This window comes from Bradyrhizobium genosp. L, from assembly GCF_015624485.1.
GTDB lineage: Bacteria > Pseudomonadota > Alphaproteobacteria > Rhizobiales > Xanthobacteraceae > Bradyrhizobium.
In genome coordinates, this window is sequence record NZ_CP061378.1 from 267,217 (window position 1) to 282,598 (window position 15,382).

Below are 15,382 nucleotides of genomic sequence, written 5' to 3' on the forward strand. Positions count from 1 at the left end.
CAGTCTGGGAATATGTCCCCATACGAGAGAATAAATACTCATGGCGCGGGACGTCCGCCCTTCCGCCGGTCGGTGTGGGGACGGCGCGTCTCGACGGCGCTGCCATGGGTTTTCGTTCTCGGCATCGCCGCCGGCAGCATGCTGCCGATCCGGCACTGGGTGCATTTGCCGCTGCCGCATTGGTCCGACAGCCGCTCGCAGGATGCCGACATGATCCGGCAGCGCACCGGCGGTTCGGGGCCCATGCGGTATTCGGTCGACGCGCTCCGGACGATCGATGGCGACACCTTCGAGGCGCGGGTGCATCTGGCGCCGGGGCCCGACCTGATCACGCATGTCCGGTTGCGCGGCATCGATGCGCCGGAGCTGAAGGCTTCGTGCGCGCAGGAGCTGCGGATGGCGCAGGCGGCGACCACGGCGCTCCGCGATCTGCTCGCGCAGGGCGATGTCGCCATCTACAACATCGGCCCCGACAAATATCAGGGACGCGTCGTCGCCGACGTCGCGACGAAGCGGACCGAGAACGTCTCGGCCGTGCTGCTCGCCGCGGGCCATGCGCGCGCCTACAACGGCGGGCATCGTTTCGGCTGGTGCACCAATGCCGCGCGCTAAAAATAAAGGCCGCGCGGATGCGCGGCCTTGGTCGTGCGAAGCTGTGATCCGGATCAGCGGGTCACGACGACAGTCGTGCCGACCGAGACGCGCGAATAGAGGTCGGTGATGTCGGCGTTCAGCATGCGGATGCAGCCGTAAGAGACGAAGCCGCCGACCGAGCCCGGCACATTGGTGCCGTGGATTGCGTATTCGCCGCCGGCGAGCGTCATCGCGGCCACGCCCATCGGGTTCGACGGCGAGCCGCCGGGGATCACATTCGGGATGCTCGGCTTGTCGCGCTTGACTTCGGCGGGCGGCGACCAGGCCGGGTTGCGGTACTTGCCGTCGATCCGGGTCGTACCGGCCCACTGCTTGCCGGACTTGCCGACGCCGACGGGGTAACGCACCGCATGGCCGGAATCGAGAATGAGATAGAGCCGCCGCTCGTTGGTCTTCACCACGATGGTGCCCGGCGAATAAGTGTCACCGCGCATGCCGACCATTTCCGGCCGCGCTTCGGCCGCAGACGACATCAAGACACCAGCCCCGATGGTGGCGGCCAATGCCACCGCAATCCTCAACGACATCAACCTTCTCCACTGCCCAACAGCCCCCTCGCGGGAGCCTCAAAAAACGAAGGTACAAGCCGGAAAAGCCCCGGACTTGCCGGTCTCACGCAATGTTAACCGCGTGTCTTAACCGGATGGTTTCCACGCCGGTTGTGGGACAAGCCCTGATGGTGGGAAGAAAGAAAATGTTGCGGTTAAAGTAAATGACTTGAAAACAACACTTGGCCACAAACGCGCCGCAAGGCCGCCTTGCCTCTGACAATCCTGTGAAGCGGCCGGCATCGCACTTCCCTCGTCATGGCCGGGCTTGACCCGGCCATCCACGTCTTTCTTCGCGGAAACGAAGACGTGGATGCCCGGGCCGAGCCCGGGCATGACGGCGATTTATCGCGTACCGCGATTGCTCTGTGACGTGACGGACGCGCTACGCCCCGGCACCCTTCTTGTTCTGCCTGTTGTGCACGAGGTCATCGACCACGGCGGGATCGGCCAGGGTCGAGGTGTCGCCGAGGCTGGACGGTTCGTCCTCGGCGATCTTGCGCAGGATGCGGCGCATGATCTTGCCGGAGCGGGTCTTCGGCAAGCCGGGCGCGAACTGGATCAGGTCCGGCGAGGCGATCGGGCCGATGTCCTTGCGGACCCAGGCCACCAGCTCCTTGCGCAGCGCCTCGCTCGGCTCGGTGCCCTTCATCAGGGTGACATAGGCGTAGATGCCCTGGCCCTTGATGTCGTGCGGATAGCCGACCACCGCGGCCTCCGACACCGCCTCATGCGCCACCAGCGAGCTCTCGACCTCGGCAGTGCCCATGCGGTGGCCGGAGACGTTGATGACGTCGTCGACGCGGCCGGTGATCCAGTAGTAGCCGTCGGCGTCGCGCCGGCAGCCGTCGCCGGTGAAGTACTTGTTCTTGTAGGTCGAGAAATAGGTCTGCTCGAAACGGGCATGGTCGCCATAGACCGTGCGCATCTGGCCCGGCCACGACTTCGTCAGGCAGAGATTGCCCGAGGTCTCGCCGTCGAGCGGCTTGCCGTCGGCGTCGACGATCTCGGGCACCACGCCGAAGAACGGCCGCGTCGCCGAGCCCGGTTTCAATTTTGTCGCGCCCGGCAGCGGCGTGATCAAAATGCCGCCAGTCTCGGTCTGCCACCAGGTGTCGACGATCGGGCAGCGCTCGTCGCCGATCACGCGGTGGTACCATTCCCAGGCCTCCGGGTTGATCGGCTCGCCGACCGAGCCGAGCAGCCGCAGCGATTTGCGCGAGGTCTTCTTCACGGGGTCGTCGCCCGACTGCATCAGCGCGCGGATCGCGGTCGGCGCGGTGTAGAAGATGTTGACCTTGTGCTTGTCGACCACGTTCCAGAACCTGGAATTGTCCGGATAGTTCGGCACACCCTCGAACATCAACGTGGTCGCGCCGTTGGCGAGCGGGCCGTACAGGATGTAGCTGTGGCCGGTAACCCAGCCGACGTCGGCGGTGCACCAGTAGATGTCGCCGTCGTGATAGTCGAAGACGTATTGATGCGTCATCGAGGCGAACACCAGATAGCCGGCGGAGGTGTGCAGCACGCCCTTCGGCGTCCCGGTCGAGCCTGAGGTGTAGAGGATGAACAGCGGATCCTCCGCATTCATCGGCTCGCACGGGCATTCGTTGGTGACCATCTCGGCGGCCTCGTGGTACCAGAGGTCGCGGGTCGGGTTCATGTCGATCTTGCCGCCGGTGCGCTTCACCACCACGACCCAGTCGACGCCGCCGGTCTTTTCGATGGCTGCGTCGACATTGGCCTTCAGCGGCACCTTCTTGCCGCCGCGCAGGCCTTCGTCGGCGGTGATGACGACCTTCGACTCGCAGTCCTTGATGCGCTGGGCGAGACTGTCCGGCGAGAAGCCGCCGAACACCACCGAATGGATCGCGCCGATCCGCGCGCAGGCCAGCATCGCGTAGGCGGCTTCCGGAATCATCGGCAGATAGATCGTGACGCGATCGCCTTTCTGCACATTCCGCGTGCGCAGGATGTTGGCCATCCTGCAGACTTCGTCGTGCAACTGCCGATAGGTGATGTGCTTGGACTCGGAGGGATCGTCGCCTTCCCAGATGATCGCGGTCTGGTCGCCGCGCGTCTCCAGATGGCGGTCGATGCAATTCCAGGCGACGTTGAGCTCGCCATCCTCGAACCATTTGATCGAGATGTTGCCGGGTGCGTAGGAGACGTTCTCGACCTTGCTGAAGGGCTTGATCCAGTCGACCCGCTTGGCCTGCTCCGCCCAGAATCCGTTCGGGTCCGACACCGAGCGCGCATACATCTCGCGATATTTGGCGTCATCGACATAGGCGCGCTTGGCCCAGTCGGCCGACACGTCGTAGATTTTATCGGACATCGTTTCCTCCACTCATTGCCGATCGCAAACGACGCGTCGGCAAGCGATCTTGATCATTGCCGAATTATGCGTCGCCGCGTTCCGGCCCGGCAAGGGAAAAGGACTGTCACTTTTCGTTAGGCAGAACCATCGAGCGCGCCCCGTCCGGCCTCGGCCCGTGATAAGACGCCTTGTCGCAACGCACCGACGAGAGAAGCTATGCTGCATCGCCTGCTCCGCGTCACTGGTCTCTTGGTCGTAGTCCTGTCGCTCGCAACGCCGCTGGCGCGTGCCCAGACCGCGGCACCTGCGCCTGCGCCCGACGCGCTGGCGGCGGCGAAGGAATTGGTCATCACGATGCATCTGGTCGACCAGTTCAAGGCGTTGATGCCGGCGATCCTGAAGAGCCTCAAGCCCGCGATCGTCCAGGGCCGCAGCGACGTCGACCATGACTACGACACGCTGACGCCGGTCCTGCTCGACGGCTTCCAGAAACGGTTCGACGAATTGTCCGACGCCATGGCGGTGATCTACGCCAGCAATTTCACGGCGGACGATCTCCACGCTTTGAGCGATTTCTACAAAAGCCCGGTCGGCAAGAAATTGCTCGAGAAGACGCCCATGGTGACGCAGCAGTCGATGCTCGCGGGCCAGAAGTTCGGCCAGTCGGTCGCCGCGGAATTGCGCCAAAGGATCGTCGAGGAACTGCGCAAGAAGGGCCACGATCTCTGACTTGATCCGGCGCCCCGTCGCGGTCTCAGGGCGCCGCGGCAACCGGCGGCCTCGGCCGGTTGCTTACCGGTTCCTTGCCGGTTCCTTGGATCAATTTCCGCTGGCGAGGCAGGTCCGCATCAAGGTTATTGGCCGAATAGCACCCATGATAGGTAATTAGAAACCGTCAATGACTGATTCGCGACTCGCAATGGAGGCCCGGACGCCCTAAATCGCCTTTCCGAGGCCGAACGGCCCGACCGGAACGAAGCCATAACAAGCGGCATTACCCGGAGAACAGAACAAGGCGTCTTGCGAAGATGATGGATCAGCAGAACATCGCGGCTGTGCGGCCCGTTTCCGCCGATCCTTCCGTCGCCTTGGCCAAGGCGCTGGGGCAATGGCCGCCCAAGCCGCCGCGCGCGAAACTTGAGCCCGCAAAGATCGGGCTCGCCGCGCCGGCCGCGATCAAGACCTCGGTCGAGGAGCTTGCGCGTGACCTCGGGTTGCGGCTCGGCGACCAGAACGAGCTGAACATCCGCCGCATCAAGCGCGGGAAGACCTATTCATTCGTTCGCGCCAACGGCTCGCGGATCCGGGACGCCCGCACCATCCGGCGGCTGCACGCGATGGCGGTTCCACCGGCCTATCGCCAGGTCCGCTATTCCAGTGATCCGAACACGCATCTCCAGGCGGTCGGCCGCGATGCCGCCGGCCGGCTGCAATACCGCTATCACGCCGATTGGGAGAAGGTCCGCGAGCAACGCAAGGCGCATCGCCTCGCCAAGCTGGTCGCCGCGCTGCCAAAAATCCGGCGCAAGATCTCGGCGTTTCTGTCCGGCGACGAGCCGACCCGCGAATTCGCGCTGTCGGCCGCGATCGAGCTGATCGCGCGTACCGCGATCCGGCCCGGCAACGAATCCTATGCCCGCCTCAACGGCACCCGCGGCGCCACCACGCTTTTGAAGTCGAACGTCACGCTGGAAGACGACAGCCTGGTGCTGACCTTCAAGGCCAAGGGCGGCAAGGCCGTGCGCAAGGAATGCGACGCGGCCAAGCTGGTGCGTGCGATCGGCATTCTGCGCGGCGTGCCCGGCAAGCGCATGTTCCAGTATTACGACCGCTCCGGCGTCGTCCGCGCCGCCTCGACCACGGCGGTGAACGCGTTCCTGCGCGAGATCGCCGGCATCAAGATCTCGCTGAAGGATTTCCGCACCCTGATGGCCTCGGCCGTTGTCGTGGAATCGCTGTCGCGGATCACGCCGGCGACCAGCCAGCGCGGCCGCAAGCGCCAAGTGCTGGACGCGATCCGCGCCGCCGCCGACCAGCTCTCCAACACGCCTGCGATCTGCCGCAAGAGCTACGTCCACGACACCATCGTCACTGCGTTCGAGGACGGCATTCTGGAGCGCTTTGCGGCGACCATGGGCGGCTACCGCACGCAGTCCAAGCGCGAGCAATTGCTGGCGCAGGTGGTGATGGCGGCGGGGGCTTAGGTTCCGCAAACTCCATCGTCGTCCCGGCGAAGGCCGGGACCCATTACCACAGGCGTGCGTTGTTAAAACACGCTGTGGCCACAGCTCATTCCGGCAATCAACATTTAGGGTAATGGGTCCCGGCCTTCGCCGGGACGACGAGAAGAGTTCGCAGGTCGCTTATAATCCGCCCATCTTGCAGACGTATTTCCATTCCTCCGCCGTCACCGGCTGCACCGAGAGCCGTGAATATTTCACCAGCGCCATGTCGGTAAGCTTCTTGTCGGCCTTGATCGCGGCCATCGTCACCGGCGTCTTCAAGGGCTTGTCGGCCTTGATGTCGACGCAGACGAACTTGCCGGTCTTGTCGGTCGGATCGGGATAGGCCTCCTTGACGATCTCGGCGATGCCGACGATCTCCTTGCCCTCGTTGGAATGATAGAAGAACGCCTTGTCGCCCTTCTTCATGTTGACGAGGTTCTGCCGCGCGGTGAAGTTGCGCACACCGGTCCAGGCTTCGCCCTTGGCGCCCTTGTCGACCTGCTGGTCCCACGACCAGACCGACGGTTCGGATTTCACCAGCCAGTAGTTCATCGCAACGTACCCCGTTCTCACACGTCAAAGCATGGCGATGTTACATTCACGCGGCTGCCCGCGACAAGCGCGGGCAACCGGCGCTGACGTTCACTGCTTCAGGTAGCGGTCGAAGAATTTGGCGATGTCGGTGAAGGCTTCCCTGGTCTCCGGCGCATCGACGTTGAACTGGTACTGCGCGTGGGACTGCCCCTCATAGACGTTGAGATCGGCGATGACGCCGGCGCGCTTGAGCTTGCGATGGGTGCGCACCGTGTTGCTGAGGAACAGGTCGCGCGTGCCTGACGTCAGGATGGTCGGCGGAAACCCCTTGAAGTCGCCGTAGATCGGCGAGATGTAGGGATTCTTCAGGTCCGCGCCGTTGGCGTAGAGTTTTGCGGCGCGGCCGAGCCAGCCGTCCCAGGTCACCAGGACATTGTCGGTCCATTCGTTGCTGGCGTAGCTGTCGCCGATCTTGTCGATATCGGCCCACGGCGTGCCCGGCGCGATCGCGGCGGGCAGCGGCAGCTTCTCGTCTTTCGCCCTCAGCACCATCGCGAGCGTCATCGCGCCGCCGGTCGAGGTGCCGAAGATCGCCAGCCGATGGTGCTCGTGCGATTTCAGCACCGCCTTCCAGACCGCCATCGCGTCGTCCATCGCGGCCGGATAGGGGAAGTCCGGCGGCATCCGGTAGTCGACCGAGATCACCTTGAAGCCGCCGATGCCGGCCATCATGACGGCTTCCGGCAACGCCGCCTCGCCGGGGCCGAACACATAGCCGCCGCCATGCACATGGATCAGCAGGCGGCGTCGGTTTTCCAGCGGCATCTTGCTCGGGGTGACGATGTAGCAATGCACGCCGGCGATCCTGGTCTCCTCGACCTTGACGCCGAGCTTTTGCTTCATCGCCGGCAGGCCCGCGATCGCGAGCTTGGCGCGGCGGTCGATCAGTTCCTTCCATTCCGCCGATGTTTTCGGGTCGGCGTTGAAATGCGGCGGATAGGGCGCGCCGATCATCGCCTGCATCTCGGGCGAGACGTCACTGGTGGGATTGCCGATCGATTTCAGCGGCGAGACCCGCTTGCCGTTCTCGGCATTGGCGGCCCCCTCGCTCTTGGCGAGCTCGTCGTAGGGCACCGCGGTCTGCGCGCGGGCCGCGCCACATGCGGCGACGGCGAATGCGATGCTGATGGAAACGATGGCGCGTTGCGGTTGACGCATCTTTACTCCCCTGAGATCCATTTTCGATTTGTTCGACCGGGATCCGGCGGTTCGCGCCACGCTAGAGCATTTTCGGTTCTGATTGAATCAGAACCAAAGCTCTAGCTTTTTTGTTTCGACGCGTTTTCTTCACGCGAACCGGCATCCACTTCGCTCGAAAACGCTTTAGTACAGCGCAGACAGGTCGTGAAGATCGGTCACCGCGCGACAGGGGTGCTTATTCTTCCGCCTTGAATGGCCGCGTCAGCAGACCTTCGATCGCGGCATCGATGGTCAGCCGGTTGCCGAGGATCGCCGCCACCGCGCGTGACACCGGCATGTCGACGTTGTTCGACGCGGCGAGCTCGATCAGGACCGGCGCGGTGAACGCACCTTCGGCGAGCTTGCCCGCGGGTGCGGGCTCGCCGCGACCGAGCGCAAGTCCGAGCGCAAAATTGCGCGATTGTGCTGTCGAGCAACTGAGCAGGAGATCGCCGAGCCCGGACAGGCCGGCCAGCGTCTCGGCGCGGGCACCGCAGGCGCGACCCAAGCGTGCCAGTTCGCTGAAGCCGCGCGTGGTCAGCGCCGCGAGCGCGGAGGCGCCGAGAGACTTGCCGACCACGATGCCGGCGGCGATCGCCAGCACGTTCTTCGCCGCGCCGCCGATCTCGACGCCGCGCACGTCAGTCGAGTGATAGGGCCGGAAGGTCGCCGACCCGAGCGCTCGCACCAGATCGCTCGCCAGCGCCTCGTCCCTTGCCGCCAAGGTCACCGCGGTCGGCAGCCCGCGCGCGACATCGTCGGCAAAGCTCGGCCCTGACAGGATCGCGGGCACGGAGCGCGGTGCGGCCTCCGCGATCACATCGGTCATGAATTTGTGGGTGCCGTGCTCGATGCCCTTGGCGCAGGCGATCACCGGCGTGCCGGGTTTGATGTGTGGCGCAAGATGCCCGACCGCCGCGCGCAGATGCTGCGCCGGCGTCACAGCCAGGATGATCTGCGCACGCGCCGCCGCTGCGATGTCGGACGTCACGGCAATCGCGCCATCGAGCGCGACGCCGGCGAGCTTTGGATTGATCCGCGACGCCTGGATCTGCGCGGCATGATCCGGATTGCGCGCATACAGGATGACCTCGCGCCCGGCACGCGCGGCGACGCCGGCCAGCGCCGTGCCCCAAGCGCCGGCCCCGATCACGCTGACTGAATGATGCGCGGGCATGCGGACCCCAGCTCAGCTGCGCCCCCTCGCCCCGCTCTTGCGGGGAGAGGGTTGGGGTGAGGGGCTTCTCTCCGCGAGCGAGCCGATCAGTGAGATCCGTACCCCCTCACCCGGATCGCATCTTCGATGCGATCCGACCTCTCCCCGCAAGCGGGGCGAGGTGAAGAGGAGTCTGCGGCGCGATCGCATCGCTCAATATCCCGCGCGGCTGTTGGCATGTCCGGCCGGCGCCTTTGCATTCGCGTCGAGCAGCCAGCGGGCGCGGGGCGGGGCTTCCATCGTGTCGGTCAGGCCGAGCGCCATTCGTTCGGCGCCGGCCCAGGCGATCATCGCGCCATTGTCGGTGCAGAGCGCCGGCGGCGGGATGATCAGCGTGGTCTGCGCCTTTGCCGCCACCTCTTGCAACGCGCTGCGGATCGCATGATTGGCGGCGACGCCGCCGGCTGCGACCAGCGCGCGCGGCGTGCCGAACTGGTCCTGGAATAGCTTCAGGCCGACGCTCAGGCGATCGGAGGTGGCTTCCAGCACCGCGGCCTGGAAGCTCGCGCAGAGATCGCTGATGTCCTGCGGCTCCAGCGGTTCGAGCCGGCTCGCTTCGTTGCGCACCGCCGTCTTCAGTCCGGACAGCGAAAAATTCGCGTCGGGACGGCCGAGCATCGGGCGCGGCAAGGCGAAGCGGGTCGCATCGCCGCCGGCTGCGGCGCGCTCCACCTCGGGTCCTCCGGGATAGGGCAGCGACAGCATCTTCGCGACCTTGTCGAACGCTTCGCCCATCGCGTCATCGACGGTGGTGCCGAGCCGGACATATTGCCCGACGCCGACCACCGCCACGATCTGGGTATGGCCGCCCGAAGCCAGGAACAGGCAGTACGGAAACGCCAGTGCGCAGGTCAGCCGCGGCGTCAGCGCGTGCGCTTCGAGATGGTTCACCGCGATCAGCGGCGTGTCGTGCACCATCGCGATCGCCTTCGCGGTGGTCAGGCCGACGATGACGCCGCCGATCAGGCCCGGCCCCGCCGCGGCCGCCACCGCCGAGAGTTGCGCGTAGCCGACACCGGCCTCCTTCATCGCACCGGCGACGATGCCGTCGAGCAAATCGACATGGGCGCGCGCCGCGATCTCCGGCACGACGCCGCCGAAGCGCGCGTGCTCGGCGGTCTGCGAGCGCACGATGTTGGACAGGATCTTGCCCGAGCCGTCAGCCTGGCGCTCGACCACGGCCGCCGCGGTCTCATCGCAGGTGGTCTCGATTCCCAGCACCAGCATCGGCGTTTCGTTACCCAATTTCGGCCCATATGTTACGAGCAAGAGCGCTACCAGCATGATCACGAACGCCGGAACCGATTTCCGACATGATCCTGCTCGATTGAAGATGTCCCTTCCGGGGTAGCATTGCGAGGTCGCCGAGTGCAATTGGTCCTGAACTTCAGCGTCATCAGGCGGGAGCCCTGAATCGTGGTTGTGCTGGTCACCCGCCCGCATCCGGACAGCGAGGCGACGTGTGCGGCCCTGCGCGCGCGGGGCATCGAGGCGCTCGCCGCACCCGTGCTGCGCTTCGAGCCGTTGCCGTTCCACGACGATGACGACGCCGATTATGACGCCGTGATCGTGACCAGCGCCAATGCGCTGCGCGGGATCGATCTCGCCGGCCACCGGCTGTTGCGGCTGCCCGCCTTCGCGGTCGGGACGCACACCGCCGACGCCGCGCGCGCCGCGGGGTTCGACAAGGTGAAGGTGGCCAAAGGCGACGCCGAGGCAGTTCGCGATCTGGTGCTGGCGCGGGTCAAGGCGAACAAGCTGAAGAAATCGGCCACGCTGCTCTATCTCGCCGGCGCCGATCTCGCGCGCGATCTTGCCGGCGAGCTCGGCGAGGCGGGACTGACCGTGATCACCCACACCACCTACCGGATGGTCCCGGTCGCGGTTTTTCCGGACGAGATCAGCGATGCCTTCATGGCCAGCCGCGTCAAGGCGGTGCTGCATTATTCCCGCCGCAGCGCGCGGGCGTTCCTGGACGCGGCGCGGGCCGGAGGGCTGGAGATTTCGGCGCTGGCGCTGCCGCAATGCTGCATCTCGGCCTCGGTTGCCGCCGTGCTCCGCGATGCCGGCGCCACCCAATTGGTGGTCGCGGCGCAGCCCGACGAGACTGCCCTGCTGGAGGCGGTCAGCCGTAGCTTGAACCCATCTTCGGCATGATTCTTTCGTCTGACCATGACGTTAGCCGGTGCTCCATTTTTCGGAACGTGCTCTAAGAAGCCGGGCCGATTCTGCTACAATGCGCTGCCAATAGTTTTGAGGACCCCCCCGCGATGGCTGAAGAGAGGCCCGAGGACACAGCACCGTCGCCGGATTCCCGGCCGAAGCGCGCCCCGCCGACCATCGACCTGGAGGCGACCGAGGTCTCCACCGAACCGTCGAAGGCGGAGGAGCCCAGCCCGGCCGCGGACATGGCCTCGGCCGACGCAGCGGCGCCGGAAGCTGAGCCGCAGCCTGAGGTCAAGCCGCAACCGCAGCCCGAGACTGTCTCCGCGACGTACGCTCCCGAGCCGTCGCGGCCGGTCTCGCCCTGGGTGGTGGCGCCGGTCTCCGGCGCGGTCGCGGCTGCGCTTGTGATCGGGGTCGGCTGGCTGCTCGGCTGGCCCGCCGTGCAGCAGGCATCCCCTCCTGCGCCATCCAATGCCGCCGCGATCGACGAACTGACCGGCCGTATCGCTGGGCTCGAGACCAGGCTCGGCAAGCCGGCCGGCGATCCCGCGGCCGCGGCGCGGCTCGAGGCGCTCGACAAATCGATCGCCGCGCTGCGCAGCGAGCTCACCGCTCAGCGCGCGCAATCCGACAAGCTCGCCGCCGCCGCCAACGCACCGCGCAGCGGGGCGTCGGCGCCGGATCTCTCCGCCATCACAGCGCGCATCGACAGGATCGAGGGCGCGCTGAAGGCGCAGAGCGGCGAGATCGCGCAACAGGACGGCAAGATCGCCGACGCCAAGGTCACCGCGATGGCCGCCGCGAAACCGACCGATGACACGCCGCTGCGCCGCGTCGTCGCCGCATCGCTGCTCGACACCGCGGTTCGTCACGGCGATCCCTTCGTCGCCGCGCTCGCGGCGGCGAAGTCGCTCGCCGACGATCCCGCGGCGCTGAAGCCGCTCGACGGGTTTGCCGCCGCGGGCGTGCCGAGCCCGAATGTGCTGTGCCGCGAGCTGGTCGAGATCGTGCCGCAGCTTGCGCCGCCCGCGCACGATGCGACGACCGGCAGCAGCCTGGTCGATCGCCTGCAGGCCGGCGCCTCGAGCCTGATCCACATCGAGCGCAGCGATGCGACCGGCATCGATCGCGGCAGCATCGTCGCGCGCGTGACATCGGCCGCCGTGCATAATGACCTCGCATTGACCGAGCGTGAATTGAAGACATTGCCGCCGGCCGATCGCGCCGCGGCGCAACCCTGGCTCGACAAGGTCGACGCGCGCCGCGCTGCGCTCGCCGCTTCCAGGACATTCGCCGACAACGCCATGGCGGCGCTCGCCACGGTCAATCAGTAGCCTTTGCGGTAGGTCTTTGATGATCCGGATCATTGTGTTTCTGCTGTTGATCGCGCTCGCAGCCGCCGGCGCGGCCTGGGTGGTCGATCAGCCCGGCGACCTCGTGATGTCATGGGGCGGCTTGCGCTTCACATCGAAGCAGCCGGTGTTCTTGCTCGGCATCGTCGTCGCGGTCGCGATGTTCGCCGGCGCGGTGTTGTGGACGTTGTGGAACGTGCCCGGCCGCATCGGCCGTCACCGGCGCGAGCGGCGCCACGCCCGCGGCCGTCGCGCCATCACCCAGGGCCTGCTCGCGATCGGCCACGGCGATTCGACGCTGGCGCGCGCCCATGCCGAAGTGGCGCGGCGCCACGCCGGCAACGATCCGCTGACACTCTTGCTGCATGCGCAATCGGCCCAACTCGACGGTGACCGCGAGGCGGCACAGCGCGCCTTCCGCGCCATGGCCGAGCGCGAGGACACGCGGCTGTTGGGCTTGCGCGGCCTGTTCATCGAGGCGCAGCGCGCCGACGATCCCGTCACCGCCGTGATGGTCGCGGAGGAAGCGCTGAAACTGTCGCCGTCGTCGAGCTGGGCCTCGCATGCGGTGCTCGGCTTCTGCTGCGCCAAGGGCGACTGGGCTGGCGCGCTGTCGATCATCGACAACAACCAGTCGGCCGGCCTGATCGACAAGGCGACCTACCGGCGGCAGCGCGGCGTGCTGCTTGCGGCGCGCGCGATGGAGCTGGAGAAGGTCGACCGCGACCTGTCGCGCGAAAGCGCGATGGAGGCGGTGAAGTTGGCGCCGACGCTGATCCCTGCGGCGGTGCTCGCCGCCAAATTCCAGAGTGAGGCGCATCAGGTGCGCCGCGCGATGCGTCTCGTCGAGACCGCCTGGCTGGCGCAGCCGCATCCCGATCTGGCCGACGCCTATGCCCATGTCCGGCTCGGCGATGCCGCGCGGCAGCGGCTGGTCCGTGTCGAGACGCTGGCTGCGAAGACGCCGGGCCACATCGAAGGCGCGCTTGCCATCGCGCGCGCCGCGATCGACGCCTCCGAATTCGCCAGGGCACGCACCGCGCTGGAACCGTTCGTCGCCGCACCGACCCAGCGCGTCGCGCTCTTGATGGCCGAGCTCGAACGCACCGAGCATGGCGATAGCGGCCGCGCCCGCGCCTGGACCCTGCGCGCCGTGCGCGCGTTGCACGATCCGGCCTGGACCGCGGACGGCTACGTCTCCGACCGCTGGCGTCCGGTCTCGCCGGTGAGCGGCCGGCTCGACGCCTTCCAGTGGCAGACCCCGGTCGCAGCGCTGCCGTCCGACAAGGGCAGCGCCGTCGAAATCTCGCCCTTCGAGGAGGCGATGCTGGCCCCGCGCCGCGAACTGCCGAAGGAGCTGGCGAGCGAGCCCGAGGCGCCGGTGGCAGTTCCGGTTGAGCCGGTGGAGGCGAAGCCCGCTGAGCCGGCAGCGCCAGCCGAACCGACCGCACAGGACAACGCCCCACCGCCCGCCGATGCCCTTCCTGTCGTGCCCGAGCCGGCCCTAGCCGAGCCGGTTGCCGCCGCACCCGAGCCCGCGCCGCCGCCCGAGCCAGCGCCCCCGGCGCCAGCCCCGTTGTTCCGCTCCCGCACCGACCTCCCGAAGTCGACCCCGGCACCGGTTCCCGCCGTCATTCCCATCGTCCGCGCCCCCGACGACCCCGGCGTCGACGAGGAGGGCGCCGTGGACGAATTCGCCGAACAAATCGGCCCGCCCAAGGCCCAGATGGGCGGCTGGAAGGGATTTTTGTCACGTTTGGGGAGTTAAATCCGCGAGGCTACGGGGCCGCTTCTTCTTGCCAATCGAGGCTGTGCCCGATATCAGGTGGCACGCCCAACCCAAGGCGTTTGCAACGGTCCGCCGCAATAGCTCAGTCGGTAGAGCACGTCATTCGTAATGACGGGGTCGGGGGTTCGAATCCCTCTTGCGGCACCGGTTTTTCTGACCAGGCTTTCACTCTATGCAAAAGCTGGATGTTGGACGTTTCTCGCTTGTCGCACACATAGTTTGCCATAGGGTGCCCACACCAGGTGTGAACCCTATTCGGTAGCGAGCGGCTGCCCCCAAAATTCAAGCCGAACCCAAGCTTCAACGATCAATTTCTTGTCGTCATCGGACAATGCGTGGATTGAACGTCCGCTAGATACTTCGTCAATTGCCCGCCGCCATTTCGTATCTAGCTTCATTCCATCGAGGAGGCCTGCGTCTCGAAGGGCTTCAATCGAATTTACTTGTTCCCTTGTGAAATGTCCCGTCGGAAGACCGCGGGTATAGGCCTCTGAGACGTAAATCCAATTTGTGACGAAGATTGCTTTTAGGTCACATTCTTCGCGGTAGCTAATCTCGCGCTTCATTGTGAAGCTCCGATCCGCCGTTGAACGGTTTCAACTATAGCATCTTTTTCTGGCCCATTGACCAAGTGACCGCTGCGACTTACCTCCGGCGCGAAAAGAGTTCCTGGATATTGGCGGCCCGTGTCGAGGCCCCAATACGAAGCGGACCTCATGCAAATGACGATGCGTTTTCCCGCTTCAGCTTGCGCGAAGAGGTAGTCTTGAGCCCATGTCAGCGAAACGCGACTTGACGGCAGGGCTAACAGCGATGGGTAACTTTTAACGTCCTTAGAGTGATAAGCACCGATGTTAAGCACTGCGCAGTTTTGCTGGATCGATGCAAACTCGCCGAAAATTCTTGTTCGGCTTTCCAGCCATCTTCGACCTGGTCCATTTTCACGGAACGGTTCATCGCCTTTCCAACTTCGAAATCGATGATCTATGCCTTCTTCGCTCTTAGCATCATCAACGTCAGCCGGACTGTAGCCGGGCGATAGATAGAGTAGCACGACCGGGGCGGACCTGAGACGACCACCGAAATTGCCGGGTAAACAGTCCAATTGGAAGCCGTGCCGCTCCGCGTTCATTCGGTCGAACGCTTTAACGTCAGCAGGGTGGACTTTCGCACCGCGCTCGATCCGCGACCAAAACTCGAATATATCTCCCAAAGGGCACTCCGTCAGTCTTCGCCGCGGCCCGCATTGACCGACGTTGCTTGATCGCAAGCCGATCGGTGGCATCCTTCCTCCCGCGTCCGCATCAGGAAAAGAGAGATAAGCTACTAGGTGCGGGCG

Annotated in this window: 14 protein-coding genes and 1 tRNA gene; 7 read left to right on the forward strand and 8 right to left on the reverse strand. The window is 65.6% G+C overall.

The genetic code is table 11. From position 1 onward, the window contains the following. Nucleotides 1-12: 12 nt before the first annotated feature. Nucleotides 13-612, forward strand: coding sequence for a thermonuclease family protein (locus tag IC762_RS01265; protein WP_195786858.1), 600 nt, complete (start codon nucleotides 13-15; stop codon nucleotides 610-612). A gap of 53 nt (nucleotides 613-665) precedes the next feature. Here the strand turns inward: IC762_RS01265 and IC762_RS01270 are convergent, their stop codons facing one another. Continuing rightward, nucleotides 666-1,181 (reverse strand): L,D-transpeptidase, encoded by a 516-nt coding sequence (locus IC762_RS01270; protein WP_195786859.1) that lies wholly within the window; start codon nucleotides 1,179-1,181, stop codon nucleotides 666-668. A gap of 406 nt (nucleotides 1,182-1,587) precedes the next feature. Next, nucleotides 1,588-3,540 carry an acetate--CoA ligase gene (gene acs, locus IC762_RS01275; RefSeq protein ID WP_195786860.1) on the reverse strand — a complete coding sequence of 651 codons (1,953 nt, stop codon included), beginning with the start codon at nucleotides 3,538-3,540 and terminating at the stop codon, nucleotides 1,588-1,590. A 198-nt stretch (nucleotides 3,541-3,738) separates the two neighbouring features. Here acs and IC762_RS01280 point away from each other — a divergent pair, with 198 nt between their 5' ends. Then, nucleotides 3,739-4,251 carry a DUF2059 domain-containing protein gene (locus IC762_RS01280; protein ID WP_195786861.1) on the forward strand — a complete coding sequence of 171 codons (513 nt, stop codon included), beginning with the start codon at nucleotides 3,739-3,741 and terminating at the stop codon, nucleotides 4,249-4,251. Nucleotides 4,252-4,550: 299 nt separating this feature from the next. Then, nucleotides 4,551-5,726 (forward strand): DNA topoisomerase IB, encoded by a 1,176-nt coding sequence (locus IC762_RS01285; protein ID WP_195786862.1) that lies wholly within the window; start codon nucleotides 4,551-4,553, stop codon nucleotides 5,724-5,726. Between the two features lie 159 nt (nucleotides 5,727-5,885). Here IC762_RS01285 and IC762_RS01290 read toward each other — a convergent pair whose 3' ends face one another. From IC762_RS01290 to tsaD, 4 genes are all read right to left on the reverse strand, one after another. Then, the gene (locus tag IC762_RS01290; protein WP_195786863.1) at nucleotides 5,886-6,299 is read right to left on the reverse strand and encodes an EVE domain-containing protein; all 414 of its coding nucleotides are present in this window, start codon (nucleotides 6,297-6,299) and stop codon (nucleotides 5,886-5,888) included. Between the two features lie 90 nt (nucleotides 6,300-6,389). Continuing rightward, nucleotides 6,390-7,499, reverse strand: coding sequence for an alpha/beta hydrolase (locus tag IC762_RS01295; protein ID WP_195786864.1), 1,110 nt, complete (start codon nucleotides 7,497-7,499; stop codon nucleotides 6,390-6,392). A gap of 217 nt (nucleotides 7,500-7,716) precedes the next feature. Next, nucleotides 7,717-8,697 carry an NAD(P)H-dependent glycerol-3-phosphate dehydrogenase gene (locus tag IC762_RS01300; protein WP_195786865.1) on the reverse strand — a complete coding sequence of 327 codons (981 nt, stop codon included), beginning with the start codon at nucleotides 8,695-8,697 and terminating at the stop codon, nucleotides 7,717-7,719. A 192-nt stretch (nucleotides 8,698-8,889) separates the two neighbouring features. Beyond that, nucleotides 8,890-9,963, reverse strand: coding sequence for a tRNA (adenosine(37)-N6)-threonylcarbamoyltransferase complex transferase subunit TsaD (tsaD, locus tag IC762_RS01305; RefSeq protein ID WP_195786866.1), 1,074 nt, complete (start codon nucleotides 9,961-9,963; stop codon nucleotides 8,890-8,892). A gap of 189 nt (nucleotides 9,964-10,152) precedes the next feature. Here tsaD and IC762_RS01310 point away from each other — a divergent pair, with 189 nt between their 5' ends. The 4 genes from IC762_RS01310 to IC762_RS01325 all read left to right on the forward strand — a co-directional run bounded on the left by IC762_RS01310 (nucleotide 10,153) and on the right by IC762_RS01325 (nucleotide 14,187). Further along, nucleotides 10,153-10,893 (forward strand): uroporphyrinogen-III synthase, encoded by a 741-nt coding sequence (locus tag IC762_RS01310; protein WP_195786867.1) that lies wholly within the window; start codon nucleotides 10,153-10,155, stop codon nucleotides 10,891-10,893. Between the two features lie 113 nt (nucleotides 10,894-11,006). Then, entirely contained in the window at nucleotides 11,007-12,236 is a 1,230-nt protein-coding gene (locus tag IC762_RS01315; protein ID WP_195786868.1) for a COG4223 family protein, read from the forward strand. 19 nt (nucleotides 12,237-12,255) lie between these two features. Then, a complete protein-coding gene (locus IC762_RS01320) occupies nucleotides 12,256-14,022 on the forward strand; it encodes a heme biosynthesis protein HemY (protein ID WP_195786869.1) in 1,767 nt (588 codons plus the stop codon). A gap of 92 nt (nucleotides 14,023-14,114) precedes the next feature. Next, a tRNA-Thr gene (locus IC762_RS01325) sits at nucleotides 14,115-14,187 on the forward strand. 107 nt (nucleotides 14,188-14,294) lie between these two features. Here the strand turns inward: IC762_RS01325 and IC762_RS01330 are convergent. Both IC762_RS01330 and IC762_RS01335 read right to left on the reverse strand, forming a co-directional pair. After that, entirely contained in the window at nucleotides 14,295-14,609 is a 315-nt protein-coding gene (locus tag IC762_RS01330) for a hypothetical protein (RefSeq protein WP_195786870.1), read from the reverse strand. Further along, entirely contained in the window at nucleotides 14,606-15,256 is a 651-nt protein-coding gene (locus IC762_RS01335; RefSeq protein WP_195786871.1) for a hypothetical protein, read from the reverse strand. The genes IC762_RS01330 and IC762_RS01335 overlap by 4 nt, the downstream gene beginning before the upstream one ends. Nucleotides 15,257-15,382 lie beyond the last annotated feature (126 nt).

What these genes read in the sequence shown, in the direction of transcription:
- IC762_RS01265 (WP_195786858.1), top strand. Translation starts at nt 13, where the DNA reads ATGTCCCCATACGAGAGAATAAATACTCATGGCGCGGGACGTCCGCCC.
- IC762_RS01270 (WP_195786859.1), bottom strand. Translation starts at nt 1,181, where the DNA reads ATGTCGTTGAGGATTGCGGTGGCATTGGCCGCCACCATCGGGGCTGGT.
- acs (WP_195786860.1), bottom strand. Translation starts at nt 3,540, where the DNA reads ATGTCCGATAAAATCTACGACGTGTCGGCCGACTGGGCCAAGCGCGCC.
- IC762_RS01280 (WP_195786861.1), top strand. Translation starts at nt 3,739, where the DNA reads ATGCTGCATCGCCTGCTCCGCGTCACTGGTCTCTTGGTCGTAGTCCTG.
- IC762_RS01285 (WP_195786862.1), top strand. Translation starts at nt 4,551, where the DNA reads ATGATGGATCAGCAGAACATCGCGGCTGTGCGGCCCGTTTCCGCCGAT.
- IC762_RS01290 (WP_195786863.1), bottom strand. Translation starts at nt 6,299, where the DNA reads ATGAACTACTGGCTGGTGAAATCCGAACCGTCGGTCTGGTCGTGGGAC.
- IC762_RS01295 (WP_195786864.1), bottom strand. Translation starts at nt 7,499, where the DNA reads ATGCGTCAACCGCAACGCGCCATCGTTTCCATCAGCATCGCATTCGCC.
- IC762_RS01300 (WP_195786865.1), bottom strand. Translation starts at nt 8,697, where the DNA reads ATGCCCGCGCATCATTCAGTCAGCGTGATCGGGGCCGGCGCTTGGGGC.
- tsaD (WP_195786866.1), bottom strand. Translation starts at nt 9,963, where the DNA reads ATGCTGGTGCTGGGAATCGAGACCACCTGCGATGAGACCGCGGCGGCC.
- IC762_RS01315 (WP_195786868.1), top strand. Translation starts at nt 11,007, where the DNA reads ATGGCTGAAGAGAGGCCCGAGGACACAGCACCGTCGCCGGATTCCCGG.
- IC762_RS01320 (WP_195786869.1), top strand. Translation starts at nt 12,256, where the DNA reads ATGATCCGGATCATTGTGTTTCTGCTGTTGATCGCGCTCGCAGCCGCC.
- IC762_RS01330 (WP_195786870.1), bottom strand. Translation starts at nt 14,609, where the DNA reads ATGAAGCGCGAGATTAGCTACCGCGAAGAATGTGACCTAAAAGCAATC.